A 25,665-nucleotide genomic window follows, 5' to 3' on the forward strand; every position below is an offset into this window, starting at 1 on the left:
CCGTTGAAATCTTCTTGTTACAGTTTACAATTTTAGGACATGAAATACAATTTATTGACACAAAAAAAGCCAAAAAAGACAGGAAAAAAGACATCGAAAAAGAGTGAAAACAAATCACTCTTTTTTCACTCTGTATAAATTCATTGAAGAATCAGACTTTTGGAGTCAGTTTTTTTAAAAACTTGGCTTTTATGACTTTGTAATAATCAACATCAAAAACGTTTTTTAGTTTTTTGCAACACTTTTTAGTTGGTAGTAGCCATGTAAATAAAAATACGATATAATAAAATACGAAAAAACGTATTTTAGGAGAATGCTATGTTATTGGAATTTACATTTGAAAATCTTTTTTCTTATCACAAAGAGGCATACTTCTCAATGGAAGCCGCTCCTAGAACGCAAATAAAAAATGAGTTTGATAGAATTAATAAGCGAAGAATCTTAAAATCAGCTATTATCTTTGGAGCAAATGCTTCGGGTAAAAGTAATATGTTGAAGGCTCTAGGCACGTTTCGAAATCTCATCCTTAAAGAAGATAAACGAAATAATCCTTATCCGACTTATGCTGGTAATGATGAACCGATTCATCTATCAGTAACTTTGGTTAAGGAATCCCTTATATACCGATATTCTGTCACTTACACCTTAGATACGATATGTGAGGAATGTCTAGAAATTGATCAAAAAGGGCAATTTGAGACTTATTTTCATAGAGAGGGAGAACTTTACCCTGTTTTGCCAAAGGAATTGGAATTATTAGTTCCCAAAACACGTAAGGATAATCTTTTCTTGAATACTGCAAAAACCTTTAATGATCAGCATAGTTTAGCAGTTTTTAGGTGGTTTCGAAATGATCTTATTTTTGTATCAAGGGATATCGAACCATTATTGGAACAGCTTTATAAATTGCAGAATCATGCAGACTATAAAGGAAAGTTAATCAACTTTTTGCAGGCTTCTGATCTTAATATTTTAGATTTTGAAGTCATCGAATCAAATCTTGTCTTGCCAGAGGAATTGCAAACCCTTTTGAAATCTACCGATGGCTTTAAAGAATACAATATGATTTTAAGACATAAAAGGTATGAGGAAGATGGAAAGGCTAATGGAGAATTCACCTTAACCTTAGATGAAGAATCAGATGGAACCAAAAAACTGATTTCTTTAGCTTTGATTCTTTTATTGGTTAAAGATAGTACAATTATCATGGATGAATTTGACGATTCTTTTCACTTAGCTTTATCAAAAGCAATGATTGAACTTTTTCATTCACCAGAAAACACAAATCAATTTATTCTAACCAGTCACGAATTAGCTTTAATGGATGTTGGATTTAAGAAAGAACAAATTTATTTCTGTGAAAAGGATGTTAGTGGAGCATCTGACTTATATTCTATTTATGACTTTAAATCTGAAGAAAATCGAACGGATTATTCTTTCATTAAACGTTATCAGAAGGGCTTATTTGGAGCCATTCCAGAGGTCTTGGTTGGGAAATTAAAACAAGCAATACGAGGATAATGAATGGCAAGAAAAAAGAGCAGAGGAAGACAAAATCCACCACAAATACAAATTTATACCGAAGGTCAAACAGAAGTTCTTTATTTTAACCAATTGAAGAAACATTTTAGGGTTAAAGATAGAAAAAAATTAACCATAAAACATCTTAATAAGCAGGGGCTAAACCTTTTTCATCATGCTAATACCCTATATCGAAAACATGATTTCGATGTGTCACCGACTGATATTGTTTTAGTGATTGATAATGATCAAACATCTATTAGTGATTTGGAACGATTGAAAGAAGGCTGTCATCAAAAAGGGTATCAAGTGATCTTTTCTAATCATAGTTTCGAATTGTGGATTTTATTACATTTTGAGAGAGTGTCAACTTTTATGGAAAATCAAGCCTTGCTAAGGAGACTTAATCAAGTCATCGGCGGAAAATATCAAAAAACGGATGAGCATTTTATTGAAAAACTGGTCTCAAAGGTTCACCAAGCGATAGAGTATTCAAAAGAAATACCTGCTGAAATCATTGATTTCAGCAGAAATCCATACACGAATGCTGGGAAAATTATACCAAGTCTTTTTATCATTGATAATATTTTATAACTAATAGAAAAAAGATGCCCATTTTTGAATGAGCATCTTTTTTCTATTTTTCAACTTCCATCTGCTGTTCCCGTCCTTCATCCAAGAGGCTTTGACGATGCGTTCATCTCTTAATTTGACAGAATCATTAATGGTTTCCGCCGATTTGATGATGGTTGCTTCAAGTTGAGCTCGTTTGTGACGGCCCGTGTCGATGGCTTGGATGATACCGTTGTTTTGTTGGACTAAACTTTCTGCTAAGGCAGTGACTGACTGAATAGAAAGTGTTGGGTTCTGAGCAGATCTTTCCAAGGCCGGAATGGCTTCTTTACTGGTTTCGGCCAGCATTTGAAGGGCTGCGTTGTTAGCATTCACGATGGCATCGGCGGTCATGCCTGATTTAACAGATTGTTGTAGGATACCAAGCTGGGCGATGGATATTTTCATGGTTGGGATGGTGTTTCGGCGGAGCATGCCTAATTTTTGGCGCATGTCTGATGAGACTTTGACCAAGTTACGCATTTGCGGTGTTGTTGCCCAGGCTACATAGAGACGGCTGACATACTCAGTATGTTGTTGTTCCAAGGTATTGATGACTTCGGTTGTCCGTGCGAGGAGATCTGTTTTGTTTTGGTATTCAGGCGTCGCTGCGTCGATAGCTGCTAATTCTGTCTGCAAAGCCTGAGCGCGCTTGGTGGCTTCTTTTTGGCTGGCTTCGACAAAGGCGATGACTCCAACCAGATTTTCAATTGACTTAGTATTATCTTCAATCAAGAGCTCAGCTGAGACAATGTTGCGGGCTAAGGTGTCTTCTTGTTTGACAACTGCAGCAGCCATACCGTCCATTTTTTGTTCAATGCTTTGGGCATCGAAGTAGAATTCTTGCAAGGTATTTTTGCTTTGTTTAAACATTTTTTGAATGAGATTTGGTTTTTTCTCTAAATCAGCTGGACCGACATCCTTATATTTTTTGACAAAGCCATTTAACTCTTGATTGGTATTTTTTAGTAAGTCATCAACCTGTGGAATTTGTAATTTTTTCTGTTCTTTGAGGATGTGATTGACGGTTGTGTTAACCCCTTCAACTGCTGATTGCCCAAAATCTAAAAGGGTGTTTTGGTTAGACATGAAGGAATCCACTAAAGCGGGTGCTTTACTGATGATGGCTGTTTGTTGGTCAGGGCTTAGTTTCTCAAAGAAAGAAATGGTTTTTTCATCGGTACTTGACTGGTCGGTGATGATTTCAGTGGTTTTGTCACTTTTACTAATGGCGTTATCCGCAATAGCGTCAATATCAAAATTAAATTCAGACATGATAATCTCCTATTCTTCTAGTTCTTCTTGCTTACGCATTTGGTTTTGTTTTTGCATCATGCGCAGGCTGACGTCGAAATCTTTTAATTCACTTTCGTTGAGTTTTCTCAAGGTTTCATCTAAGTCTAGGTCAAAGTCCTGTAAGGCTTGATGGGCAGAAGTCAGACGCTCCTCAGCATTGTAGTAATCTTTAGGTGAGGCTTTGATTTTCAGATAACCATTTAGGATGTCATTAAAGTGTTGCATACTTGATTCTTGAAGGGCTTCTAGCTCGGCCTTATTATCAGCAGTAGCTATTTTTTCGAGGATGCTCTTGTTGTCTTTTTGGACATTTTGGTAAATTTCCTGGATTTCAGGAGCCTTCTCACTAATGACTTTCTCAGTCAGGATGCTTGCGCTCAGTTTGTGGTCGATTTGCATTTGTTCCAATTGTAGAACAGCGTCCACTTTGACCTCATCGGCCTTGTGGTTGATGCGTTGATAGACCTGGGGTGAAATGGCGCCTTTTAATTGGTAAGATTCTTCTTTGATGAATTGGATCTTAGGCAATAATTGTTGGGCGACCAACTGAAAATTTTGCATGTCGTTTTCTAATAAATAGCGGTTCATTAGTTGACTTTGTTTATCGGCAAGATTAACCGTATCTTTGAGATTTTGGATGCGTTTAGCCATTGCCTGTCCGGCTAAGAGTTTTTGTTTTCTTTTGACTTGTTTAAAGCCAATGGCTAGGGCGATAGCCGATGGTACAAGCAGTATATTTGGCATGAATTCACTAAAGGAGCCAATGATTATAAAGTAGACCAAAACCCAGAGCCAACCAGGGAATTGTGGCAGTCCTGCCAATAGCCTTTCAAAGTTTTGTTTCATATTTTCATCATTCCATTTCATATCGTTTTAGAAAGCTAGGGCTTCCTAATCTTATTCTACCGCAAAAGCTATCTTTCTTAAAGCATTTATCGTATTTTGAAGCCACAGCCATAGGGGGTAGGCTATTAAGGTTCGGAACTAGATGCTAGTTGGAGTTTCAATGTTCGGGTTTTACCAATTCTCAAAAGAATGAAAAGTCGTGAAAATAATTTTTTCTTAATCTTTTTGGCAAAGATGGCACATTTTATCATTTTTTGCTATAATAAGTTGTAAGACAAACTCGCAGGTGAGATTCCTGCCATGTTGCTCAAGAAAGGTGGAGGCCTTCGAAGTTTGTAGGCCCATATCAAAGACATATGACATCAGTAGTAGTTGTTGGTACCCAATGGGGTGATGAAGGTAAAGGTAAAATCACTGACTTTTTATCTTCAGATGCAGAAGTGATTGCTCGTTACCAGGGTGGAGATAATGCTGGACATACCATTGTTATCGATGGTAAGAAGTTCAAGTTGCATTTAATCCCATCAGGTATTTTCTTCCCAGAAAAGATTTCTGTTATTGGTAATGGGGTTGTTGTTAATCCAAAATCTTTGGTCAAAGAATTGGCTTACCTTCATGAAGAAGGGGTGACCACTGATAATCTTCGTATTTCAGATCGTGCTCATGTTATTTTGCCATACCATATTACATTGGATCAATTGCAGGAAGATGCCAAAGGTGCTAACAAAATTGGTACAACAATCAAGGGTATTGGCCCAGCTTATATGGACAAGGCTGCGCGTGTCGGCATTCGTATCGCTGATCTTTTGGACAAAGATATTTTTGCTGAACGCCTAAGAATTAACTTGGCTGAAAAGAATCGTCTTTTCGAAAAAATGTATGATTCAACAGCACTTGACTTTGATGACATTTTTGAAGAATACTATGCTTATGGTCAAGAAATTAAAAAATATGTGACTGACACTTCAGTTATTTTAAACGATGCACTAGATGCTGGCAAACGTGTTCTTTTCGAAGGGGCACAAGGGGTTATGCTTGATATCGACCAAGGTACTTACCCATTTGTAACCTCATCTAACCCAGTGGCTGGTGGTGTTACTATCGGTTCAGGTGTTGGCCCAAGTAAAATCAACAAAGTTGTTGGTGTATGTAAAGCCTACACTAGCCGTGTTGGTGACGGTCCATTCCCAACTGAACTCTTTGATGAAGTTGGCGATCGTATCCGTGAAGTTGGTCATGAATATGGGACAACAACAGGACGTCCACGTCGTGTAGGATGGTTTGACTCAGTTGTTATGCGTCATAGCCGTCGTGTATCAGGTATCACAAATCTTTCATTAAACTCAATCGATGTTCTTTCAGGTCTTGATACTGTTAAAATCTGTGTGGCTTACGACCTTGATGGCGAACGCATTGATTACTACCCAGCAAGTTTAGAAACCCTAAACCGTTGCAAACCAATCTATGAAGAACTTCCAGGTTGGGAGGAAGATATCACAGGTGTTCGCAGCTTAGAAGACCTACCAGAAAATGCTCGTAACTACGTTCGCCGTGTTGGTGAATTAGTAGGTGTCCGCATTTCTACCTTCTCAGTAGGACCAGACCGTGACCAAACAAACATCCTTGAATCTGTTTGGGCTAATATCTAATTGAAACAAATCAATCTTTTAAAGTGAAGACGTCATCGTGTCGTCACTTTTTGGTGTCTTACATTTTTTGGACATCATCGTTTTAGTGCTTTACAGAAAAAGTTAAGTTGCTCCTAAATCACTTTGTAATACTCTGTGCCCCTTCTATGGTAAAATAGAACAAAACAGAGAAGGTAAGTAGATGTCACATAAAGTATTTCAAATGTCATTTCAATCAATTTATAAGGCTTTAGTAGCCAAAGTCGAACGCAAGGGTGGTCAAGCACAGGATGTTGATGCTGTCATTGAGTGGTTGATGGGTTATTCGGTAGACCAAGTGGCTGCCCTCAGCCAATCGGATGCTACTTACGGTGATTTTCTAGAGCAAGCACCGGCTTATAATCCCTTACGGCAAAACATCACTGGTAAAATATGTGGGGTTCAAATTGAAGCCATTGAAGACGACAAGATGCAAAAATTACGGCAATTAGACAAATTGGTCGACTGGCTAGCTAAAGGCAAAAGTCCCGAGCAAGTCTTCGATAAGTATGATAAGTAAAAAATGGTTACTAAATAGGTAACTTGAGTAGATGAAAAGGACAAGTTGATTTCGGCTTGTCCTTTTTTCTTAGAAATAACAATGGATTTTGTGGTCTAAGAAGACTTGTTGGTAGTCTTTTAAGTCTTCGGGGTGGTAGGCTGGGACGTCGGTCATGCTATAGTCCCGGCCTAAGAGTTTATATTTATTTTCGCCGAATTGGTGGAAGGGTAGGAGTTGCACTTGGTCGATGTCTAACTCATTAAAGAGTTGGGCAAAGGCTTTGGCATCCTCTTGGCTGTCGTTAAAATTAGGGATAACGGGGATGCGCAGGACAATTTCTTTGCCGGCTTGGAAGGCGGCGTGGATGTTCTTGATGATGACCTGGTTGGCAACGCCGGTTACTTTGCGGTGTTTGATTTGGTCGTAGTGCTTGAGGTCTGTGTAGATGAAGTCAACGTATTGAATCAAGTCCATAAATTGGTCATGCTTAGTGTAGGCTGTGGTTTCGATGGCAGTGTGGAGTCCTGCTTCTTTGGCTGCTTTGAGGATAGCCTTGGCAAAGTCAAATTGGGCAAAGAGTTCACCACCCGATAGGGTCATGCCACCTCCAGATTCTTCATAGAAATCTTGGTCTTTGAGGACCTCCTCTAAGACTTGGTCAACGGTTTTTTCCTGACCAACCACTTCATAGTGTCTGCCATCAGCTGTTAGCATGTTTTCAGGTTGATTCTTTTGGGATTCGGGGTTAGCACACCAAGGACATCTTAGAGGACATCCCTTTAAAAAAACAGTGGTTCGGATGCCGGGTCCGTCGTGGATGCTAAAATGTTGGATGTTAAAGACAATTCCTTTTTCGGTCATAGGCTTACCCTTTCTTTCAAGGACATGATAACACATAAACGTAAGTTTTGCAATTACGTTCGTAAGTTATTTTTTCTTTCATTTTTTGTCTTCAAACTGGTATAATGGCTAGTGAGGTGTCCTATGAATAGATTAGAAAAGATTATCCAATTAGTATCAAAATATCAAAAAATTGATGTTAATACCCTTTCTCGTAAGTTATCAGTTTCGAAAGTAACTATAAGGAAAGATTTAGACAAATTAGAGGCAAAGGTCTCCTGCATCGGGAGCATGGTTATGCTGTTTTGAACAGTGGTGATGACCTCAATGTCCGCCTTTCTTACAATTATAATATCAAACGAAAGATTGCTGAGAAAGCGGCTGAATTGGTTTCAGACAATGATACGGTTATGATTGAGTCTGGCTCTACCTGTGCTCTTTTGGCTGAGGTGCTTTGCCAAACCAAACGCAACATAAAGATTATTACCAATTCTTGTTTTATTGCCAATTTCTTGCGCCAATACGACTCTTGCCAAATTATTCTCTTGGGTGGAACTTATCAGCCCAATTCGGAGGTTACCGTTGGTCCTCTGCTTAAGCAAATGATTAACCTCTTTCACGTGGATAAGGTTTTTGCGGGGACGGATGGCTTTAGCCCTCAAGTTGGCTTTATGTGTAAGGATATGATGCGCTGTGAAGCGGTCCAAACCATGGCTGACGCGGCTGAAGAAACGATTATTCTTACTGATTCTAGTAAGTTTCTCAAACCAAGTTTGGTGCATCAGCTCTGCCTTGACAAGGTTAGTCAAATTATTACTGACAAGGGGATTGATCAAGAGAGTAAAGACTTTCTAAGCACCTCCGGCATATCCATAGACTACGTATAAGAGCAAGTGAGGAAGTCATGAAGGAAGAGAAAAAGCGTCTGTTAGCTAAAATTGCCTATATGCACTATGTCGAGGGCAAGAGCCAAACCACTATTTCCAAGGAATTGGACATTTATCGGACCACAGTTTGTCGGATGTTGGCCAAGGCTAAGGATGAGGGGATTGTCAAAGTTGAGATAAAAGGGTACGATTCCTCCCTTTTTGCTCTAGAATCCTATATTCAAGAAAAGTATGGTCTAAAGAAAGTGATCATTCTTCCCTATCAAGCGAATCTTGACCGTCAGGATAATCTCAATCAGTTGGCTAAAGAGGGGGCGGAAGTTCTCCGGTCGATGATTAAGGATAATGAAGTGGTTGGGATTTCGTGGGGGTCAAGTATTAGTGCTTTGATTGACCATATGACACAAAAGAGTTTGAAGGGCATTTCGGTCTTTCCTCTTTCTGGAGGGCCTAGCGCTATTCACGCCAACTACCATGTTAATACCTTGGTCTATCGCCTAGCTCGCCTTTTCCATGGGCAAAGTTCCTTTATAAATGCTACCGTGATTCAGGAAAATGCTGAAATTGCCAAGGGAATTAAGAAATCCAAGTACTTCGAAAAGACCTTGTTGTCATGGGATAAGTTGGATTGGGCTGTGATTGGGATTGGTGCTGAGCCCGATGCTCAAAAAGATAGCCAATGGCGTGATCTCCTGATGGGAAACGACTATGTCAAATTGCGTCAATTAAAAGCAGTCGGCGAGATTTGCTGCCGCTTCTTTGACAAGAATGGGTTATCAGTTGATAAGGACCTGCAAGAACGCACGATCGGTATCACCTTAGAGCAGTTGCGTCAAGTACCAAATGTATTTGCGATAGCTTGTGGGAAAGAGAAAGCAAAGGCGATTTTGGCGGCATTAAAGGTAAAATGCATTAATTATTTGGTAACCGATGAAGAAACCATCAAAGATTTATTGGCTCTAGATGGTGATTCTTACCTGCAAGAAAAACTAGACTAGGAATGCACTATTGTGCAAAACTCTGTTTCCTATACATTTTATTTTTAAGTATACTTTATAGGAAAATAGATAAGTTGATTTTTAATCAAGAGACCAAGTGGTTAAGAAGGAAAATTGAGCCATGAAATTGTTAAAGGTAAATATCTGAAAGTCTGATAAGAGATTTTCATAGTGAATTGCAAAAAACTTGTCTATTGAGACAAGTTTTTTTCAGTTCAAAATATTAATCCCGTAAAAGCATCGAAATTGAAAATAGAGCACTAGTTCTAAAGTATTTCCTTTTTCTCAAAATAATTTATACACTTTTTTGAGAAAAAATGAGATTTTGAAATGAAAAAACGAATGAAAATAAGTAATAAGCTATAAAAGTCCTCCTTACCCTCTTTACTTTTGTCTGATAATTCTTGAAATAGAGTTGACTTACTGCTCAACAATTAGCATAAAAAAGAGAAAAAATTATAAATATAAGACTATGCAAAAAGGATTTTTGCGAAGTGAAAGTGATGGCCATACAGTATCCCTTTAGGGTTTGACAGTCGTAAGAGAGGCTTGTTATACTGACAAATGTAACCGCTTGCGGATACGGGATTACTTAAGCTTTTTAGAGTAAAAGCGCTTGCTTTAAACTTAAGGGTTCATCAAAAAACTTAAATCTAAAGGAGAATTAATGCATGAGCGTTAATAACGAAGTCTTAGCAAGAAGTACAGAACTTGCTCCTAAAACTCTAGGATCTCATACTGTAGCATTTTCACACTACAACAACTTTTCAGCACAATTACCAGTTGAAGCAAAAACAGGTAAATTGGTTGAAGGTGGTATAAAAGAACAAGCTCAACAATGTTTCAAAAACTTGAAGACTGTTGTTGAAAGCATTGACCACGTCCTTACTGACGTTGTAAGACTAACTATTTTTGTTACAGATATTCAAGACCTTGATGCTGTTAACCTAGTTCAAACTGAATTCTTCCCAACATATGCACCTGCTCGTACAGTTATGGCAGTAGCTTCATTACCAATGGGAGCTAAAGTGCAAATGGATGCTATCATCTCTAACGGTGAGGGAACTATTCCAAATGCTCCTCAAGCAGGCGATTTAATCAAATTAACAAACAACACTTACAATGCTCCTGTTTCAGCTTTATCAACTCAAACAGTAGCCTTCTCACACTATAACAACGTAACTGCTCAATTACCAATTGATCCTAAAACAGGTCGTTTGGCAATTGGTGGTGTTAAAGAACAAGCTATCCAATGTTTGAAAAACATCAAAGCTGTTCTTGAAAGTATCGATGTACCACTTGATGATGTTGTTAAAATGAATGTTTACCTAACTAACTTAGCAGATCTTGACGCAGTTAATGAAGTATACAAAACATTCTTACCAGATTCAGGTATTGCGCGTGCTGTCAATTATTTACCAGCTCGTACTGTTGTTCCAGTTGCTGCTCTTGAAATGGGTGCATTAGTTCAAATGGAAGCAACTGTATCACACGGTGATGGTACTCCTCCACAAGCAATCGAAGACCGTCATGGCCTTATCATTGAACACTCTAACACTGAAAAAGCTCCTAAATGTGACTATTCTAGCCAAACAGTAGCTTTCTCACACTACAACCACATTTCAGGTCAACTTCCAGTTGATGCAACAAGTGGTGAATTAGTTGCTGGCGGTGTTAAAGAGCAAGCTCAAAAAGCCTTCGATCACATCCAAGCAATCATCGAAAGTGTAGATCACGTGATGGCAGATGTTGTTAAAATCAACGTATACATGACTGACCTTAATGATATGGCTGCAGTAGAAGAAGTCTTCTCAGCAATCTTTGCTGAAACAAAACCAGCCCTTCGTTTCGTAGGTGTTTCTGAATTACCAAAAGGTGCTTCAGTTCAAATCGACGCAACAGTTGGTAACGCTGAAGGAACTCCTCCAGTTGTTAAATAATCATCTTACCTTCTGCGTAAGCATAAAATGATTTCCGAAATTACCCCTTCGGATAATAGCTAAAGTAATGCACAATTGTGCATTACTTTTTTCTTTTGTTTAATTCCTCACCCTTTCGAAAAATAGGCTTCTAATATGGTAAAATAGTTACGAACGAAAGAAAAATAATTACGAATGCAAAGAGGTGTAGCTATGACAGCATATTTTGGTCAATTGACAGAACGAATGAACCATTACCGAGAAGATGTTTTAACTAAAAAGCCTTATATTGATGCGGAACGGGCATTATTGGTAACTGAAACCTACAAGAAACACATGGATAAGCCAGCTAATCTTAAACGTGCTTACATGTTACAAAACATCTTGGAAAACATGTCCATCTACATTGAAGAAGATAGCTTGATAGCAGGTAACCAAGCATCGTCTAATAAGGATGCCCCAATCTTTCCAGAATATACCTTAGACTTTGTCATGAAAGAACTGGACTTGTTTGAAAAACGAGACGGTGATGTCTTTTATATTACTGAAGAAACCAAAGAGCAATTGCGTTCAATTGCCCCTTTCTGGGAAAACAACAATTTGCGGGCGCGTGCAGGGGCTCTCTTACCTAAAGAAGTAGATGTTTACATGGAAACAGGCTTCTTTGGTATGGAAGGCAAAATGAATTCCGGGGATGCTCACCTTGCTGTTAATTATCAAAAATTATTAGAATTTGGTCTCAAAGGCTTTGAAGAAAGAGCCCGTGCAGCCAAAGATGCCTTGGATTTGACAGTTCCTGAAAATATCTATAAATATCATTTTTACGACTCAGTCTTCATCGTCATTGATGCCGTCAAAACATACGCTAGCCGTTACGCTGACTTGGCTCGTCAATTGGCGAAAAAGGCTACTGGGAATCGCCAAGCTGAATTGTTAGAGATTGCCAAAATATGTGATAAGGTCCCTTATCAACCAGCTGAAACCTTTGCTGAAGCTGTCCAGTCCGTTTGGTTCATCCAGTGCATTCTCCAGATAGAATCCAATGGCCATTCCCTCTCCTATGGTCGCTTTGACCAATACATGTACCCATATGTCAAAGCTGATTTAGAAGCAGGCCGCGAGACAGAAGACTCTATTGTTGAACGCTTGACCAACCTTTGGATCAAGACCCTTACCATCAATAAAGTGCGTAGCCAATCCCATACCTTCTCATCAGCAGGTAGCCCACTCTATCAAAACGTAACCATTGGCGGTCAAACTAGAGACAAGAAGGATGCTGTTAATCCACTTTCTTACTTGGTATTACGCAGTGTGGCCCAAACAAAATTGCCACAACCTAACCTAACTGTTCGTTATCACAAAGGTTTGGACAACCGTTTCATGAATGAATGTATCGAAGTCATGAAACTGGGATTTGGGATGCCGGCCTTCAACAATGATGAAATTATCATTCCTTCCTTTATCAAAAAAGGTGTTTTGGAAGATGATGCCTATGACTATTCAGCTATCGGCTGTGTCGAAACGGCTGTTCCAGGCAAATGGGGTTACCGTTGTACTGGTATGAGTTATATCAATTTCCCTAAAATCTTATTGATTACTATGAATGATGGAATTGATCCTTCATCAGGCAAACGCTTTGCTAAGGGGCATGGCCATTTTACTCAAATGAGTTCTTATGCAGAGCTGAAAGCAGCCTTTGATGAAACCCTACGGGAAATCACCCGCATGAGTGTTATCGTTGAAAATGCTATCGATTTAGGCTTAGAAGCAGAAGTGCCAGATATCCTTTGTTCAGCCCTTACAGACGATTGTATTGGTCGCGGTAAGACTTTAAAAGAAGGCGGAGCAGTCTATGACTTCATTTCTGGCTTGCAAGTTGGAATCGCCAACCTCTCTGACTCTCTAGCTGCGCTGAAAAAATTAGTCTTCGAAGAAAACAAGCTAAGTACGGAAGAATTATGGCATGCTTGGAAACCGACTTTGCCGGTGACCGTGGTGAAGAAATCCGCCAAATGCTGATTAATGATGCTCCTAAATACGGAAACGACGATGATTACGCCGATAGTTTAGTGGTTGAAGCTTATGACACTTATGTGGATGAAATTGCTAAATATCCTAACACTCGTTATGGGCGGGGACCTATTGGTGGCATTCGTTATTCAGGTACCTCATCGATTTCAGCCAACGTCGCCAAGGTAAAGGTACCCTAGCAACCCCAGATGGCCGTCATTCAGGAACACCATTAGCAGAAGGATGCTCCCCTGAGCACAGTATGGACAAAAAAGGCCCTACCTCTGTGCTTAAATCAGTTGCCAAATTACCAACGGATGAAATTGTTGGTGGTGTCCTCTTGAATCAAAAGGTCAATCCGCAAACCTTGGCGAAAGAGGAAGACGTGGTTAAACTCATGGCCTTGTTGAGAACCTTCTTCAACCGTCTGCACGGCTACCATATTCAATACAATGTGGTTTCAAGAGAAACTTTAATTGATGCCCAAAAACATCCGGAAAAACACCGCGATTTAATTGTGCGCGTGGCGGGTTACTCAGCCTTCTTCAACGTTCTTTCTAAAGCAACTCAGGATGATATTATTGAACGAACAGAACATACTTTATAGGAGATAGTGATAAAAATGGAATACATGTTAGATACTTTGAATTTAGATGAGATTAAAAAATGGAGTCGCATTTTACCTCTTGCTGGTGTGACATCTAATCCGACAATTGCTAAAAAAGAAGGTGACATCGATTTCTTTGAACGCATTAAAGAAGTTCGGGCGATTGTTGGTGACCAGGCTTCTATCCATGTCCAGGTCGTTGCCCAGGATTACGAGGGTATTCTCAAGGATGCGGCTAAGATTCGTCAAGAATGCGGTGATAGTATTTTTGTCAAAGTTCCGGTTACCCAAGAGGGCTTGGCGGCTATTAAGACGCTTAAAGCAGATGGCTATCATATTACGGCAACAGCTATTTACAGCACCTTCCAAGGTTTGTTAGTAATCGAGGCCGGAGCTGATTATTTAGCGCCCTATTATAATCGCATGGAAAATCTTAACATTGACGCGGAAGCTGTGATTGGACAATTATCAGAAGCTATTGATCGGGATTGCTCAGAAAGTAAAATCTTAGCAGCCTCATTCAAAAATATCGGTCAAATCAATAAAGCCTTCGCCTTAGGTGCCCAAGCGATTACCGCTGGACCAGATGTCTTTGAAGCTGGATTTGTCATGCCTTCCATCCAAAAAGCTGTCGACGACTTTGGTAAAGATTGGCAGGCCATTCATGGTCAGAATTGTATTTAGGAATGGGGTTAATCTAAAGATAAGTTTGACTCAATCTCCCTTCAGAAGAAGGGGGATTTTTTGATTGATGAAAAATGAACAAAATTTGTCGATAAAAGATAAATTATCGGAAAAAATAAAAAAATTAAAAAATTTACAATATTTTTACAAAAAACATACGGGAAATTTATAGTTGCTCGCTATACTTGAATTAGATGAAAAAAAGGAGAGGACAATGGCCTTCTATTATTTGCTCTTTGCCATTATTGCAGAGATTATTGCGACGTCAACTTTAAAGTTGACCAAAGGCTTTACCTTACTATGGCCTAGTCTCTTTTGTAGTTTAGTCTATATGGTATGTCACTATTACTTTGCCAAAGCAGTTCAGGAACTCAATTTAGGTGTTGCTTATGCTTTATGGTGTGGATTAGGGATACTCCTGACAGTTTTTGTTTCCTTAGCTTTCTATAAGGAAAGCCTTTCCCTGACGGGGTTAATAGGAATACTACTGATTTTATCTGGTTGTCTCTTAGTCAATTTAGGAGGAAGTTAATTCATGACGATAGCAAACAGTCGCTTCAAAAATGCTCTATTAGTAGCACTTTTTGTACTACCGGCTTTTATTCCCTTGTTCATATTTTGGATCTATCCCATTTTAAGAACATTTTGGTTAAGTTTTACTGACTGGAACTTTATGACACCAGAATATCAAATGGTTTTATTTGATAATTACAAGAGTTTATTCTCGGATACACGCTTCTATGCAGCCTTGATGAATACCTTGGTCTTTACCTTGGTACTTTAGCCCCAACCATAATTGGAGGCTTAGTTTTAGCCATGCTATTACAAAAGAAGATGGCAGGTTCAGGCCTCTTTAAATTCATACTCTTTTCACCATGGATTACGCCTACGGTCGCGATTTCGATTGTTTGGACTTGGATTTATGATCCAAAAAGTGGTTTTGCCAACCTGATTCTTCGTTTCTTGCATATGCCTGAATTGGAATGGCTGAAGAGTTCCCAGACAGCCATGTTAGCTGTCATTATAGTAACTGTCTGGAAGAGTTTGGGCTATGCCATGATTTTTTACTTGTCAGCCTTAGAAAAAGTTCCAAAGGATATCTACGAAGCAAGTTCACTAGATGGTGCCAAATCGTGGCGACAATTCATCGATATGACACTTCCAAGTATTTCACCGACGACTTTTTTCTTAATGATTATCACCATGGTAAATTCCTTGCAAGCCTATGACCAAATTCAGATTTTAACACAAGGTGGTCCAAGTGGTAGTACTAGAACCTTACTTTACATGTATTACCAACTCGGTTTTGAAGAATATAATATGGGACAAGCTACAGCAATTGCCGTCATCATGGTATTGATTACTATTGTTCTATCTTATATGCAATTTGTGGGATCGAAAAAATGGGTTCATTATTAAGGAGAAATCATGGAAAACCAAAAAAGCTTTGATGCAACGACTCTCTTGGGAGGGCTCCTTAAATGGGTCGTTCTGATTGCCGTTAGTATTTTCACCGCCTTCCCCTTTTTATGGATGATTATTAGTTCCTTAAAAACAAAGGCTGAAGTCATGAATACGGATGTCTTCTGGCCAAATTCCCCACAGTGTCGAATTTTACAGAAGTCCTCACAAATTCCCCTATTCCTCTTTATATTTGGAATAGTTTATGGACATCATTAGTCATTGTCCTCATTCAAATTATCACTGGTGCCATGTTGGCCTACGCTTTAGTTTTTCTAAAGTTTAGAGGTCGACATCTCATATTTGCCATTGTTATGGGTACCTACATGTTACCTGCGGCAGCAACCTATATTCCAAGTTACATCATATTATCAAAAGGGGGATGTTAAATACATTAACAGGTCTTATTGTCTCAAGCACGATTAGCATTTTTGGGATATTTCTTCTCAGACAGGCTTTCATGCAAGTACCAAAAACACTGATTGAAGCTTCACGCATGGACGGTGCTTCACATTTCCGAGTTTTATGGGAAATTGTTTGTCCTATGACAAAATCTTCATTTATAACTTTTGGTTTGATGAGTTTCATCGCAGCTTATAACTCTTATATGTGGCCATCATTGATTACCAATGATCAACCAAAATATTTGGTCTCACAAGGGTTAAGAAGCTATTTTATCGAAGGCGGTGCCTACGGGACGGAATGGGCCAAGGTAATGGCAGCCAGTGCTGTAATTGTCTTACCCTTGTTGATAATATTTGCATTCACTCAAAAATGGTTTATTAATGGAATTGGTGGCGACACCGGAGTAAAAGGATAAAAAGGAAAGAAAAAATGAAAAAGAATCTTCTATCACTTGCAGCAGTTGGTTTATTAAGTACAGTCGTTTTATCAGCATGTGGCTCATCTTCATCAGCACCAAAAACAAAAGACGGTAAAGTCGAAGTTGAATTTTGGTTTGCTGGCGGTAAAACAGCCGTGAACGTTTGGAAAGACATTATCAAAGATTACAACGCATCACAAGATAAATATGAAATTAAAGTTGTCACACAAGCAGATTACGACGAAACTTATACTAAATTACAAGCAGCTGTTGCTGGTAATAAAGCTCCAGACTTAGTTTTACTAGATGCGGCACCTTCACGTAACCTTAACAATAAAAAAATGTTAGCTGACATCAATGAGTTAGCTAAAGATGATAAGGACTTTAAAGAAGACAATTACCTTAAAGTATTCGCTGACCAAGGTTTAGATTCTAAAGGCAAACGCTATGGTTTACCAGCTTATGGAACTACCCAAGTCATGTACTACAATCAAGCAGCCTTTAAAGCAGCTAATATCCAACCTGACTCTATTAAAACTTGGCAGGATCTTGGAAAAGCAGCTAAAGCCATCAAAGATACTGGCAAGTTCAAATATGGCTGGGAACCGATGTGGGGTCAATATAACTTGATCGATGCTTCATTGAGTAATGATGCTGAAATGTTCAGTAAAGATGGTAAAAAAGTAACCATCAACGATGAAAAATGGGTTGCTGTTTGGGAACAATTCCGTGCTTGGATCCATGACGATAAAACCATGGCTGTTAATTCAGGTGGGCAAGGTTGGGAATATTGGTACAAAACAATTGATGATGTTTTAGGAAACACAGCAGGTGGTTATGTTGGTTCTTCAGGTGACCAAGCAGACTTAGATTTCTCAAAAGTTCAAGCTTTTGAACAACCAGCATGGGATGAAGATTCTAAATCAGCACCAGCGGCAGATGCACTTCTTATGGATGTCATGGCTAAATCAAGTAAAGAAGAACAAAAAGGGGCATACGACTTCATTAAATTCTTTACCAATGTAGAAAACCAAGTTAAATGGACAAAAGAAGTTGGTTATGTAGCTGTAAATAAAGCCATCACTGAAAACAAAGACTACCAAGCTTATATCAAGGAAAACCCACAAGCAAAAGTACCTTTTGATCAAGCTAAACATGGCTCTGTCTTACCAATTGATCCAACAGATGGAGCTGTCTATGATGCCTTGAAGATTGCGGCTGATAAAGTTGAACTTGAAAATGTACCAGCCCAAGAAGCTCTTGACCAAGCCCAAAAAACAGCTCAGAAGGCTCTTGATAAAGCTTTAGAAAAAAAATAAAGGAGTTGCCTCATGAATGAAACTTATCATTTCCAATTAAATGAAGACGATCAGCGTTTGTGTACTGTCCATTTCCAAATGCCCGAGGATTGTAAAGGTATCAGTCTATCCTATACTTTAGAAGCACCTTATACGATGTTAGTCCTTTTAATGATTAGGGATGATAAGGGAAACCTTCGTTTTCAAAAGCAACTGAGCTACAGTACGCCTCTCATTTCACTTAGTGAGAAGGCAGAGACGACGACAATTGGTGGCATTCCTGGCCCTCTGACTCCTGGGACTTGGACAATTGAAGCTATCTACAATCAAGAGTATGGCAAACACTTTGATGAAGAGTTAATCAGTTTCGACGCTGAGCTGCGCTTTACAGAAAGTAGCATTGAAGAATCCATTTCTGGGCCAATCTGGGTCAACGAAGCCTTTGAATATCGTTATTTAGATACCGTTAAGATTTATCAAAAAGGTAGAAAATGGTATAAGGGTGATTTTCATACCCATACGCAACTTTCTGACGGTAAAGAATTGTTGCCAACGGTAACTGAGAAGGTCATAGAAGAAGGTTTGGATTTCTATGTTGCGACAGAGCATAACCTACTTCATACTGGCTGGAATAAGACGCCACTCATGGTTTTACCTGGAATGGAAATGACCACAAATTTTGGTCATGCTAATGTCTTTGGCTTAACAAAGAGACCTGAAAGTCTGGATGCTATCATCTTTGAAAGTGGAAAAGAAAATGTCCTTAATGCTATTGATGCTTTTATACAAGAATGTCAGGAAAATGATTGGCTTTTTTCAATCAATCATCCCTTCCTCTACAAATGGAAATGGGAATTTAAAGACCTGGCCTTAGACAGACTTTCTTGTTTAGAAATTATTAATGATCCGACCTATGAACTTGAGCCAAATGCTGAAGGGAAGTTAGCTAATCAACAAGCTGTTGCCTTAGCTGACCTCCTTTGGTCTCAAGGTTATCGTATTTGTGCTATTGGTGGCAGTGACTCGCATATGCTTAAGGGAGAGTGTTACCCAACGGCTGCTACTCCATCAGTTCCCGGAGATCCGGCTACTTGGATTTTGATGGATCATCTGTCAGCCTCTCACTTAAAAGACGGCCTTAAAGCATGTAATAGTTATGTGACGCATTTTTGCCAAGTTGATGCTCAGTTTACAAGTGATTATGGTGATGAATTAGCTTTTGGTGACATTATGCCCCAGCAAGCTAAGTATTTGGACTATTCCTTGACGATTCATAGTAAGAAGAGCTGGAACTATTTTACATCTTAGATGGTCAAACAGTTATACTTGAAGCAGAGGTGGATCAAGATGGTAACCATCAAGTCGCAGGGAAAGTTAGTCTTAATGAAGTAGACTATCACTGGATTCGTTTTGGGGCTAATACCAAAGACGGGGACTTTAGATTTTATGGTAACCCTATCACTCGTGGTCATCATATTCCAAAGATTAAAACATTTGGTCAAGCCTGTCAGGAATTGGAGGTGGAATGATGATTAAAGGGATTCTCTTTGATAAAGATGGTACCCTAATTGATTTTTTTAAACTTTGGCAACCAGCAATAGAACCAGTCCTTCATCGTATTATGGATGATTATGACTTGCTTCCTTATGCCTATTACCTACCAAAGTTGGAAAAGGCTATTGGCTATGAAAATGGCAAGATTGATCCAGAGGGAGCCATAGCTTGGAAACCCTATCAACTGATTGCTGAGGATTTGGGAGAAATCATCAAGGAAAAGCATGAGACTATTGATTATCAATTGCTCATTCATCGCTTACAAAATTATTTCACCGAAGCAGTTGCATCATTTCAGGGGAAAATTCCAACTTTTACCGATATGGTTTCACTTTTTACAACATTGAAGGAACAGGACATTGCTATTGGTATTGTGACAACAGATACCTTCTTGTCGACCTGGCAATGTATGGAAGAACTAGGACTTGACCATTTCATTTCCTTTATTGGAACTTCTGATAATAGTCGACCAATCAAGCCGGATGGCGCCTTGGTTGAACAGGCAGCCTCTCTCTGGGGCTGTCAGCCGTCAGAAATAGTTGTGGTCGGAGATACCCCAAATGACATGCGTTTTGCTAAAAATGGCAAAGCAGTAGCTATTGGTGTAACCAGTGGAACAGCTGATGCTGAGAGCTTATCTCTATACACATCCTATGTGATTCCATCTGTGGCTGAATTACTGCCACTAATAGAACAAATAAACTGAAAGAGGCCTCCAGTGGCAAAAATTGAATTAAAACATATTAATAAAATATATGAGGACACTAAAGCTGTCGATGATTTTAATCTGGTCATTGATGACAAGGAATTTATTATCTTTGTTGGACCTTCTGGTTGTGGTAAATCAACAACGCTTAGAATGATTGCTGGGCTGGAAGACATTTCTTCAGGTGACCTCTTAATTGATGATCAGAAGATTAATCACCTTAGTCCAAGTGACCGGGATATTGCCATGGTTTTTCAAAACTATGCTCTCTATCCTCATATGACCGTTCGCAATAACATTGCTTATAGTTTGAAAATTAGGGGTATGAGCAAGGCTGATATCAATGATAAGGTTGAAGAAGTTTCCAAAATTCTAAAATTAGATTCATACCTTGATCGCAAACCAGGTCAATTATCAGGGGGCCAAAAACAGCGTGTTGACATGGGGCGGGCTATGGTTCGTCATCCTAAAGTATTCTTAATGGATGAGCCTTTATCCAATCTAGATGCTAAATTGCGTGGGGAAATGCGCTTAGAAATTGCCAGTCTTTATCAGAAATTGGATGCGACATTTATCTATGTCACTCACGATCAAACGGAAGCTATGACCTTGGGGACACGTATTGTTGTTATGCGTGATGGTCGCATCCAACAGATTGACAGTCCAAAAAATCTTTTTGACCATCCGGCAAACCTCTTTGTCGCTGGCTTTATTGGGACGCCCCCAATGAATTTTCTTGATGCCAAGCTAGATCGTGAAGCAAACTTTACTTACCTTTTAACAGATTTCCATGAGCAAGAAATCAGCCCAGAAAAAGCTCAGCTATTTGAAGAAAGAGGAGCCTTTGGGAAAAATCTTATCGTTGGTATTAGAGCAAATGATGTCATACTTAGTCGAGAAGTGCATCCAGGCTATTTAGTTGGTAAAGTTAGAGTTTATGAAATGCTTGGTGAAGATGCCATCGTCCATGTTCGTTTAGAAGCAAGTAAAAAAGATTTAGTTGTTAAATCTTCTGCTAAAGATATTTATCAGGTTGATGAGACGGTTTACTTGGGATTCCCTGAAGATGCCCTCTACCTTTTTGACAAGGCATCTGAAATAGCACTTGTTAATTAAGACATAAAAAAAGCCTATGACTAGGCTTTTTTCATTGTGTTTGGCTTTTGGTATTTGATGTTTTTAGAGGCCGCCGATAAATGCTTGAACTAATTGTTTGTAGTCGTAATTTCCAGTATCATCTGAAGTATCAACTGTCCATTCGCCAGTGTCAGTATCTCTAGTTAAATTGATTTCGTAGCCTTCACCATCCATGTATTCAGGTGTGGCAATTTTAGCACCATCATAACGAGTATGAACATTTTCAAAGATATATTTTTCCGCATCTTTATAGAGGGCATCATAATCTGAGAAGTTATCCCCTTTATGTTTATCGATGTACTCATTTTTTAAACTGTCGGTGTCAAGATCTTTGAAATTGATAATTGACGGTTTAATAGCTACTTTAGCTGAAGTTGGTAAGTAGTCGATAATTGTGGTTTCAATTTGAGCCCGTTTTGAGTTTGCTGTAATGTATTGTTGTGCAAATTTTTCAGCGTCACTATCACTTGGTTGGTAATATGACCAGCCGCTTTTAGCTGATTCAATAAAGGCTTTCATATAAGTTGCCTTATCTTCATCAGCTTTGTTTGCTAATTTCCACTCTTTATCTTTATTGTTTGATTTTTTCTTAGCAAGAAGTTCCACTTGGGCTCCACCAGTGGTACTTGCTGCTTCCGCATCAGAACCATCAACAGTTGCACTACCGTCTAAGAAAGTTTGAGTAACAAAAGTCTTGGCAAGCTCTTTCACTTTTTCTGAATTATCTGGGTATTTTGCTGCATTTACAGGGATTTTAATTTCTTCTTCATCTTCACCAATTGGTGCGGCATCAATAAGAAGGTCGTATTTTTTCTCTTTTTTATCGACTTCATAGACAACATAACCTGTTTTAGAACGGCCTTTTGAAACTTTACCATAAGTGAGTGTTTTAAAATGATCTAGACTATCATAGACATTTTCTGGTTCTAAGTCTTCGTCTTCATCTTTTGTTGCTAAAGTGAAGTTATCTTGTCCATAAGTAATACTCTCATCACCATTGTTCGTTAATTTAACTTGAAGTGCTAAGAAACCTTTAGATGAACTTGAAGGTGTTAAGTCTTTAGAAGTGATATATTCGCCATCAAGAACTTTTACTTCTAAACCACTTTTAGTGGTAGAAGTGTCTTTTCCATTAGTACTTGAGCCACCACAGGCACCTAGTACGAGAACTGAAGTTAATGTTAATAATCCTAAACCAATTTTGTTTTTTTTCATAAACCTTTCTCCTAAACTTTTCTTGAAGCGTTATCTCGTTTCCTAATGAAAACTATAGATCGGCCAACTTTGCAAAATTAAAATTGCTAGACTATATGCATGTTATTAAAATATCTTATCCATTTAAACAATGAAAAAAATAAAATTTTAATCCCATTCTTATTTATCAAAGCAATAAGATTGCTTCTGCTTTCTTGAAAAGAAAGACAGCTTTTCAAAAACATCATCAAATAATACCAAAACCCCCTCTAGATTATTGTATCAACATCATGTAAGGGGTGTCAATTAAATGGTTAGGTTTTACAAATCTTTTACAATAAATCCGAATATTTGACAAATGTTTCTAGAAAATCGAATTAAAAATTTCGTACATTATGAAAAAATAATGAAAGGTGATTGGAATCGTATTGATTAGGAAAAGTTAAATCTTCTGAAAAATGATGATTGACAAGTGAGTGTTCACTCACTATAATGTGTATAACAAAAAGAGTGAGTGTTTACTCACCAAGCGAAAGAGGCTTTTATGGAAACTGTACTCAGTCTGACAAATGTTAGTAAAGACTATGATAAAGAGCGGATTCTTGACCAGATTAATTTTACCCTCAATAAGGGACAAATTATTGGATTGATTGGACCCTCAGGTGCTGGTAAGTCGACTATGATTAAGGTTGCACTTGGTATGGAAAAAGCCGACCAAGGCCAAGTTCAAATTTTTAACAAAAAAATGCCCAATCGTCAGGTTTTAGGCCAGTTGGGTTATATGGCACAATCGGATGCCTCTACCTTAGTCTGTCTGGTTATGAAAATTTACGCTTTTTCGGCCAAATGTTGGGTCTTCAAAAAGCTGCGCTAGCAGAATCCATTGCCCACGTAGCGGAGATTGTCGATCTGACTGATCACTTAGGCAAAATGGTCAGCGGTTATTCTGGTGGGATGAAGAGACGACTTTCTCTGGCTATTGCTCTTTTAGGGGAACCCGACTTGTTAATCTTGGATGAGCCAACTGTTGGAATTGATCCTTCATTGCGTAAACAGATTTGGCGTGAATTAAGGCTCTTGAAAGAGAAAGGGGTTGCCATTTTGGTGACCACCCATGTCATGGATGAAGCGGAAAAAACAGACTTTGTAGGTCTATTGCGAGGCGGACGAATGATTGCTTTTGATAGTCCGGCCGAGCTCAAAAGGAGCTATCAGGTGGATAGTATTGAGGAAGTCTTTTTGAAGGCTGAGGGTGAATGAGATGAGAGTAGTAGCGATTGTAAAAAAGGTTATCTTGGAACTTCTTCGGGATAAGCGGACAGTGGTGCTCATGTTTGTAGCCCCCATTTTTATCATGTTTTTGATGAACATCATGTTTTCGGCCGAGTCTCAGGTTGATGTTAGACTCGGGGCAGTGGGAGTTGATCCTCATTTAGTCAGCACCTTGGATAAGGCAAAACATATTGATGTGAGCGACTTTTCTTCAGAAGAAAAAGGCCAGGCGGCTTTAAAAAATGGCCAACTAGATACTTTAATTGTTTCTTCTAAAGCGGATGGATTTAATGTGACTTACGCTAACCAAGATGTCTCTAAAACACAAGTCAGTCGACAGATTCTTAAGTCTTCTTTGATGCTTAATAAGAGTCAGGACATGAAAGAACTTTTGAAACGATTACTTGTAGCTAATCCTAAATTGGCCATGACAGTTAATCCTAAGAAGGACAATACAAGTATCAAAGAAAAATACTTCTATGGTGATAAGGATACAGGCTTCTTTGCTAAGATGATGCCTGTACTGATTGGCTTTTTGACTTTTTTCTTTGTTTTTCTCATTTCAGGGATGGCCCTCTTAAAAGAACGCACCTCTGGCACTTTGGATCGCCTTTTGGCGACCCCTGTTAGACGGGCACAAATTGTTTTAGGCTATATGATTGCTTATGGTCTACTTGCCATGATTCAGACCTCAATCATTGTGACCTCAGCCATCTACCTCTTGCATTTACAAGTTCTAGGCAATATTTTTCATATTATTTTGGTTAGTGAAGTCTTAGCCTTAGTTGCTTTAGCTTTTGGCATTTTGATGTCGACCTTAGCTAAGTCAGAATTCCAGATGATGCAGTTTATCCCACTTGTTGTCCTTCCCCAACTCTTCTTTTCAGGCTTAATACCTTTGGATTCCATGGCTAGTTGGGTGAGAACCTTAGGGAAATTCCTGCCCCTATCTTATTCAGGTCACGCTATATCAGCTGTTGTTCTTGAAGGAAAGGGACTGGATGCCATTACCAAAGATATTGGGATTTTACTGATTTTCTTAGTAGTCTTAACAGTTGCTAATGTTATCGGCCTTAAACGTTACCGCAAAGTTTAAAAGGAGTTTTTTATGACGGAAACCAGTTTTTACCATTATTTTACTTTGCTGGATGATGCTAAAATGCCTGCTGGCAAGCGCAAGTTGATCCTTGCTAGTCTAGAACTCTTTTCTCGACAGGGATACCATGGAACAAGCACAGCCCAGATTGCCAATCAAGCAGGCGTCAGCCAGGCAACCCTTTTTAAATACTTTAAGACTAAGGAAAAATTACTGCTAGAGATGCTTGAACCAGTCATACCAGCCCTCTTTACAGATTTTTTCATAGTGATTAAAGATATTTCGGAACTTGAAGAATTAATCCCTGTCCTCGTCCAGGACCGAATCGCCTTCATCGAGCGTAATCAGAGCATACTGACCATCTTGTTTCAAGAGGTCCAAGTCAATCCAGAATTGAAAAAGACCATTTTGACCAGCATCCGCAAGCAAGAGATTGATACGGTATTGATGCAGTGGCATCAAAAATTGCTCAAAGCCAATCCTCAAATGGATGCAGAAGTCCCCTTCCCAATTTTTGTCCGAAGATTAACAGGCCCCATCATGACTTATGTCGTGCAAGTCTTATTCTTAGGAAGTCCATCAGGAAAACGAGAGGATGAAATAGCACAAATCATCAAGCAAATCAAAGTTGGTCTGCTAAAAAACTAATCTTTACCAAACTTTTACATAAAGAGCATTAAAGATTTACATTCAAGGTATATAATGAAGATGTAGAGGGCCTTTCCTAATCCAAAA

23 protein-coding genes and 4 pseudogenes are annotated in these 25,665 nt (G+C 38.8%); 23 read left to right on the forward strand and 4 right to left on the reverse strand.

Features of this window, described 5'->3' with window-relative positions; genetic code table 11:
• Positions 1-318: 318 nt before the first annotated feature.
• Positions 319-1,521 (forward strand): AAA family ATPase, encoded by a 1,203-nt coding sequence (locus AT575_RS08220; RefSeq protein ID WP_102777928.1) that lies wholly within the window; start codon positions 319-321, stop codon positions 1,519-1,521.
• A gap of 3 nt (positions 1,522-1,524) precedes the next feature.
• Positions 1,525-2,115 (forward strand): RloB family protein, encoded by a 591-nt coding sequence (locus AT575_RS08225; RefSeq protein ID WP_102777929.1) that lies wholly within the window; start codon positions 1,525-1,527, stop codon positions 2,113-2,115.
• Between the two features lie 43 nt (positions 2,116-2,158).
• On the opposite strand, the pseudogene AT575_RS08230 reads toward AT575_RS08225, so the two are convergent.
• Positions 2,159-3,408 (reverse strand): annotated as a pseudogene (locus tag AT575_RS08230) (toxic anion resistance protein).
• 9 nt (positions 3,409-3,417) lie between these two features.
• Positions 3,418-4,275 carry a hypothetical protein gene (locus tag AT575_RS08235; RefSeq protein ID WP_102777980.1) on the reverse strand — a complete coding sequence of 286 codons (858 nt, stop codon included), beginning with the start codon at positions 4,273-4,275 and terminating at the stop codon, positions 3,418-3,420.
• 356 nt (positions 4,276-4,631) lie between these two features.
• Here AT575_RS08235 and AT575_RS08240 point away from each other — a divergent pair, with 356 nt between their 5' ends.
• Positions 4,632-5,924, forward strand: a complete 1,293-nt coding sequence (locus AT575_RS08240; protein ID WP_102777931.1) for an adenylosuccinate synthase — start codon at positions 4,632-4,634, stop codon at positions 5,922-5,924.
• A gap of 181 nt (positions 5,925-6,105) precedes the next feature.
• Positions 6,106-6,462, forward strand: coding sequence for a DUF2200 domain-containing protein (locus AT575_RS08245; RefSeq protein ID WP_102777932.1), 357 nt, complete (start codon positions 6,106-6,108; stop codon positions 6,460-6,462).
• Positions 6,463-6,531: 69 nt separating this feature from the next.
• On the opposite strand, the gene AT575_RS08250 is transcribed toward AT575_RS08245, so the two are convergent.
• Positions 6,532-7,305, reverse strand: a complete 774-nt coding sequence (locus tag AT575_RS08250; RefSeq protein WP_102777933.1) for a glycyl-radical enzyme activating protein — start codon at positions 7,303-7,305, stop codon at positions 6,532-6,534.
• A gap of 123 nt (positions 7,306-7,428) precedes the next feature.
• Between AT575_RS08250 and AT575_RS08255 the strand changes: the two are divergent.
• The 16 genes and pseudogenes from AT575_RS08255 (at position 7,429) to AT575_RS08310 (ending at position 21,347) form a co-directional block, all read left to right on the forward strand.
• A pseudogene (locus tag AT575_RS08255) lies at positions 7,429-8,171 on the forward strand (DeoR/GlpR family DNA-binding transcription regulator).
• 17 nt (positions 8,172-8,188) lie between these two features.
• Positions 8,189-9,169, forward strand: a complete 981-nt coding sequence (locus tag AT575_RS08260) for a sugar-binding transcriptional regulator (RefSeq protein WP_102777934.1) — start codon at positions 8,189-8,191, stop codon at positions 9,167-9,169.
• 671 nt (positions 9,170-9,840) lie between these two features.
• Positions 9,841-11,109 carry a RidA family protein gene (locus AT575_RS08265; RefSeq protein WP_102777935.1) on the forward strand — a complete coding sequence of 423 codons (1,269 nt, stop codon included), beginning with the start codon at positions 9,841-9,843 and terminating at the stop codon, positions 11,107-11,109.
• 225 nt (positions 11,110-11,334) lie between these two features.
• A pseudogene (locus AT575_RS08270) lies at positions 11,335-13,298 on the forward strand (formate C-acetyltransferase/glycerol dehydratase family glycyl radical enzyme).
• 62 nt (positions 13,299-13,360) lie between these two features.
• Positions 13,361-13,705 (forward strand): glycine radical domain-containing protein, encoded by a 345-nt coding sequence (locus tag AT575_RS10880; RefSeq protein WP_245871519.1) that lies wholly within the window; start codon positions 13,361-13,363, stop codon positions 13,703-13,705.
• 15 nt (positions 13,706-13,720) lie between these two features.
• Positions 13,721-14,389, forward strand: a complete 669-nt coding sequence (locus AT575_RS08275) for a fructose-6-phosphate aldolase (protein WP_102777936.1) — start codon at positions 13,721-13,723, stop codon at positions 14,387-14,389.
• Between the two features lie 214 nt (positions 14,390-14,603).
• On the forward strand, positions 14,604-14,921 hold the full coding sequence (locus AT575_RS08280; RefSeq protein ID WP_102777937.1) for a DMT family transporter: 318 nt from the start codon (positions 14,604-14,606) through the stop codon (positions 14,919-14,921).
• Positions 14,922-14,924: 3 nt separating this feature from the next.
• Positions 14,925-15,173: a carbohydrate ABC transporter permease gene (locus AT575_RS10885; protein ID WP_245871520.1), complete on the forward strand. Its 249-nt coding sequence runs from the start codon at positions 14,925-14,927 to the stop codon at positions 15,171-15,173.
• A 32-nt stretch (positions 15,174-15,205) separates the two neighbouring features.
• On the forward strand, positions 15,206-15,808 hold the full coding sequence (locus AT575_RS08285; protein ID WP_245871521.1) for a carbohydrate ABC transporter permease: 603 nt from the start codon (positions 15,206-15,208) through the stop codon (positions 15,806-15,808).
• Positions 15,809-15,817: 9 nt separating this feature from the next.
• Positions 15,818-16,069 carry a hypothetical protein gene (locus AT575_RS10890; protein WP_245871522.1) on the forward strand — a complete coding sequence of 84 codons (252 nt, stop codon included), beginning with the start codon at positions 15,818-15,820 and terminating at the stop codon, positions 16,067-16,069.
• A gap of 163 nt (positions 16,070-16,232) precedes the next feature.
• Positions 16,233-16,670 carry a carbohydrate ABC transporter permease gene (locus AT575_RS10895; RefSeq protein ID WP_245871523.1) on the forward strand — a complete coding sequence of 146 codons (438 nt, stop codon included), beginning with the start codon at positions 16,233-16,235 and terminating at the stop codon, positions 16,668-16,670.
• A 14-nt stretch (positions 16,671-16,684) separates the two neighbouring features.
• Positions 16,685-17,992, forward strand: a complete 1,308-nt coding sequence (locus AT575_RS08295) for an ABC transporter substrate-binding protein (protein WP_102777938.1) — start codon at positions 16,685-16,687, stop codon at positions 17,990-17,992.
• Positions 17,993-18,004: 12 nt separating this feature from the next.
• Positions 18,005-19,279: a CehA/McbA family metallohydrolase gene (locus tag AT575_RS08300; RefSeq protein WP_245871524.1), complete on the forward strand. Its 1,275-nt coding sequence runs from the start codon at positions 18,005-18,007 to the stop codon at positions 19,277-19,279.
• Positions 19,280-19,308: 29 nt separating this feature from the next.
• A complete protein-coding gene (locus AT575_RS10900) occupies positions 19,309-19,500 on the forward strand; it encodes a hypothetical protein (protein ID WP_245871525.1) in 192 nt (63 codons plus the stop codon).
• The gene (locus AT575_RS08305; protein ID WP_245871526.1) at positions 19,497-20,231 is read left to right on the forward strand and encodes an HAD family hydrolase; all 735 of its coding nucleotides are present in this window, start codon (positions 19,497-19,499) and stop codon (positions 20,229-20,231) included. The genes AT575_RS10900 and AT575_RS08305 overlap by 4 nt, the downstream gene beginning before the upstream one ends.
• A gap of 12 nt (positions 20,232-20,243) precedes the next feature.
• On the forward strand, positions 20,244-21,347 hold the full coding sequence (locus AT575_RS08310; protein WP_102777939.1) for an ABC transporter ATP-binding protein: 1,104 nt from the start codon (positions 20,244-20,246) through the stop codon (positions 21,345-21,347).
• A gap of 63 nt (positions 21,348-21,410) precedes the next feature.
• Here AT575_RS08310 and AT575_RS08315 read toward each other — a convergent pair whose 3' ends face one another.
• On the reverse strand, positions 21,411-22,583 hold the full coding sequence (locus tag AT575_RS08315; protein ID WP_102777940.1) for a DUF4352 domain-containing protein: 1,173 nt from the start codon (positions 22,581-22,583) through the stop codon (positions 21,411-21,413).
• A gap of 523 nt (positions 22,584-23,106) precedes the next feature.
• Here AT575_RS08315 and AT575_RS08320 point away from each other — a divergent pair.
• From AT575_RS08320 to AT575_RS08330, 3 genes and pseudogenes are all read left to right on the forward strand, one after another.
• Positions 23,107-23,822 (forward strand): annotated as a pseudogene (locus tag AT575_RS08320) (ABC transporter ATP-binding protein).
• A gap of 1 nt (position 23,823) precedes the next feature.
• Positions 23,824-24,930 (forward strand): ABC transporter permease, encoded by a 1,107-nt coding sequence (locus AT575_RS08325; protein ID WP_102777941.1) that lies wholly within the window; start codon positions 23,824-23,826, stop codon positions 24,928-24,930.
• A 12-nt stretch (positions 24,931-24,942) separates the two neighbouring features.
• Positions 24,943-25,578 (forward strand): TetR/AcrR family transcriptional regulator, encoded by a 636-nt coding sequence (locus tag AT575_RS08330; protein ID WP_102777942.1) that lies wholly within the window; start codon positions 24,943-24,945, stop codon positions 25,576-25,578.
• The last annotated feature ends 87 nt before the right edge of the window (positions 25,579-25,665 follow it).

This window comes from Streptococcus penaeicida (genome assembly GCF_002887775.1).
Classification (GTDB): Bacteria; Bacillota; Bacilli; order Lactobacillales; family Streptococcaceae; genus Streptococcus; species Streptococcus penaeicida.

Coding starts and splice junctions, on each gene's coding strand:
- AT575_RS08240 (WP_102777931.1), top strand. CDS start 4,632: ATGACATCAGTAGTAGTTGTTGGTACCCAATGGGGTGATGAAGGTAAA.
- AT575_RS08220 (WP_102777928.1), top strand. CDS start 319: ATGTTATTGGAATTTACATTTGAAAATCTTTTTTCTTATCACAAAGAG.
- AT575_RS10880 (WP_245871519.1), top strand. CDS start 13,361: ATGGACAAAAAAGGCCCTACCTCTGTGCTTAAATCAGTTGCCAAATTA.
- AT575_RS08295 (WP_102777938.1), top strand. CDS start 16,685: ATGAAAAAGAATCTTCTATCACTTGCAGCAGTTGGTTTATTAAGTACA.
- AT575_RS08235 (WP_102777980.1), bottom strand. CDS start 4,275: ATGAAACAAAACTTTGAAAGGCTATTGGCAGGACTGCCACAATTCCCT.
- AT575_RS08305 (WP_245871526.1), top strand. CDS start 19,497: ATGATGATTAAAGGGATTCTCTTTGATAAAGATGGTACCCTAATTGAT.
- AT575_RS10885 (WP_245871520.1), top strand. CDS start 14,925: ATGACGATAGCAAACAGTCGCTTCAAAAATGCTCTATTAGTAGCACTT.
- AT575_RS08325 (WP_102777941.1), top strand. CDS start 23,824: ATGAGAGTAGTAGCGATTGTAAAAAAGGTTATCTTGGAACTTCTTCGG.
- AT575_RS08275 (WP_102777936.1), top strand. CDS start 13,721: ATGGAATACATGTTAGATACTTTGAATTTAGATGAGATTAAAAAATGG.
- AT575_RS08300 (WP_245871524.1), top strand. CDS start 18,005: ATGAATGAAACTTATCATTTCCAATTAAATGAAGACGATCAGCGTTTG.
- AT575_RS08265 (WP_102777935.1), top strand. CDS start 9,841: ATGAGCGTTAATAACGAAGTCTTAGCAAGAAGTACAGAACTTGCTCCT.
- AT575_RS08315 (WP_102777940.1), bottom strand. CDS start 22,583: ATGAAAAAAAACAAAATTGGTTTAGGATTATTAACATTAACTTCAGTT.
- AT575_RS08225 (WP_102777929.1), top strand. CDS start 1,525: ATGGCAAGAAAAAAGAGCAGAGGAAGACAAAATCCACCACAAATACAA.
- AT575_RS10890 (WP_245871522.1), top strand. CDS start 15,818: ATGGAAAACCAAAAAAGCTTTGATGCAACGACTCTCTTGGGAGGGCTC.
- AT575_RS08330 (WP_102777942.1), top strand. CDS start 24,943: ATGACGGAAACCAGTTTTTACCATTATTTTACTTTGCTGGATGATGCT.
- AT575_RS08260 (WP_102777934.1), top strand. CDS start 8,189: ATGAAGGAAGAGAAAAAGCGTCTGTTAGCTAAAATTGCCTATATGCAC.
- AT575_RS08245 (WP_102777932.1), top strand. CDS start 6,106: ATGTCACATAAAGTATTTCAAATGTCATTTCAATCAATTTATAAGGCT.
- AT575_RS08280 (WP_102777937.1), top strand. CDS start 14,604: ATGGCCTTCTATTATTTGCTCTTTGCCATTATTGCAGAGATTATTGCG.
- AT575_RS08250 (WP_102777933.1), bottom strand. CDS start 7,305: ATGACCGAAAAAGGAATTGTCTTTAACATCCAACATTTTAGCATCCAC.
- AT575_RS10895 (WP_245871523.1), top strand. CDS start 16,233: ATGTTAAATACATTAACAGGTCTTATTGTCTCAAGCACGATTAGCATT.
- AT575_RS08285 (WP_245871521.1), top strand. CDS start 15,206: ATGCTATTACAAAAGAAGATGGCAGGTTCAGGCCTCTTTAAATTCATA.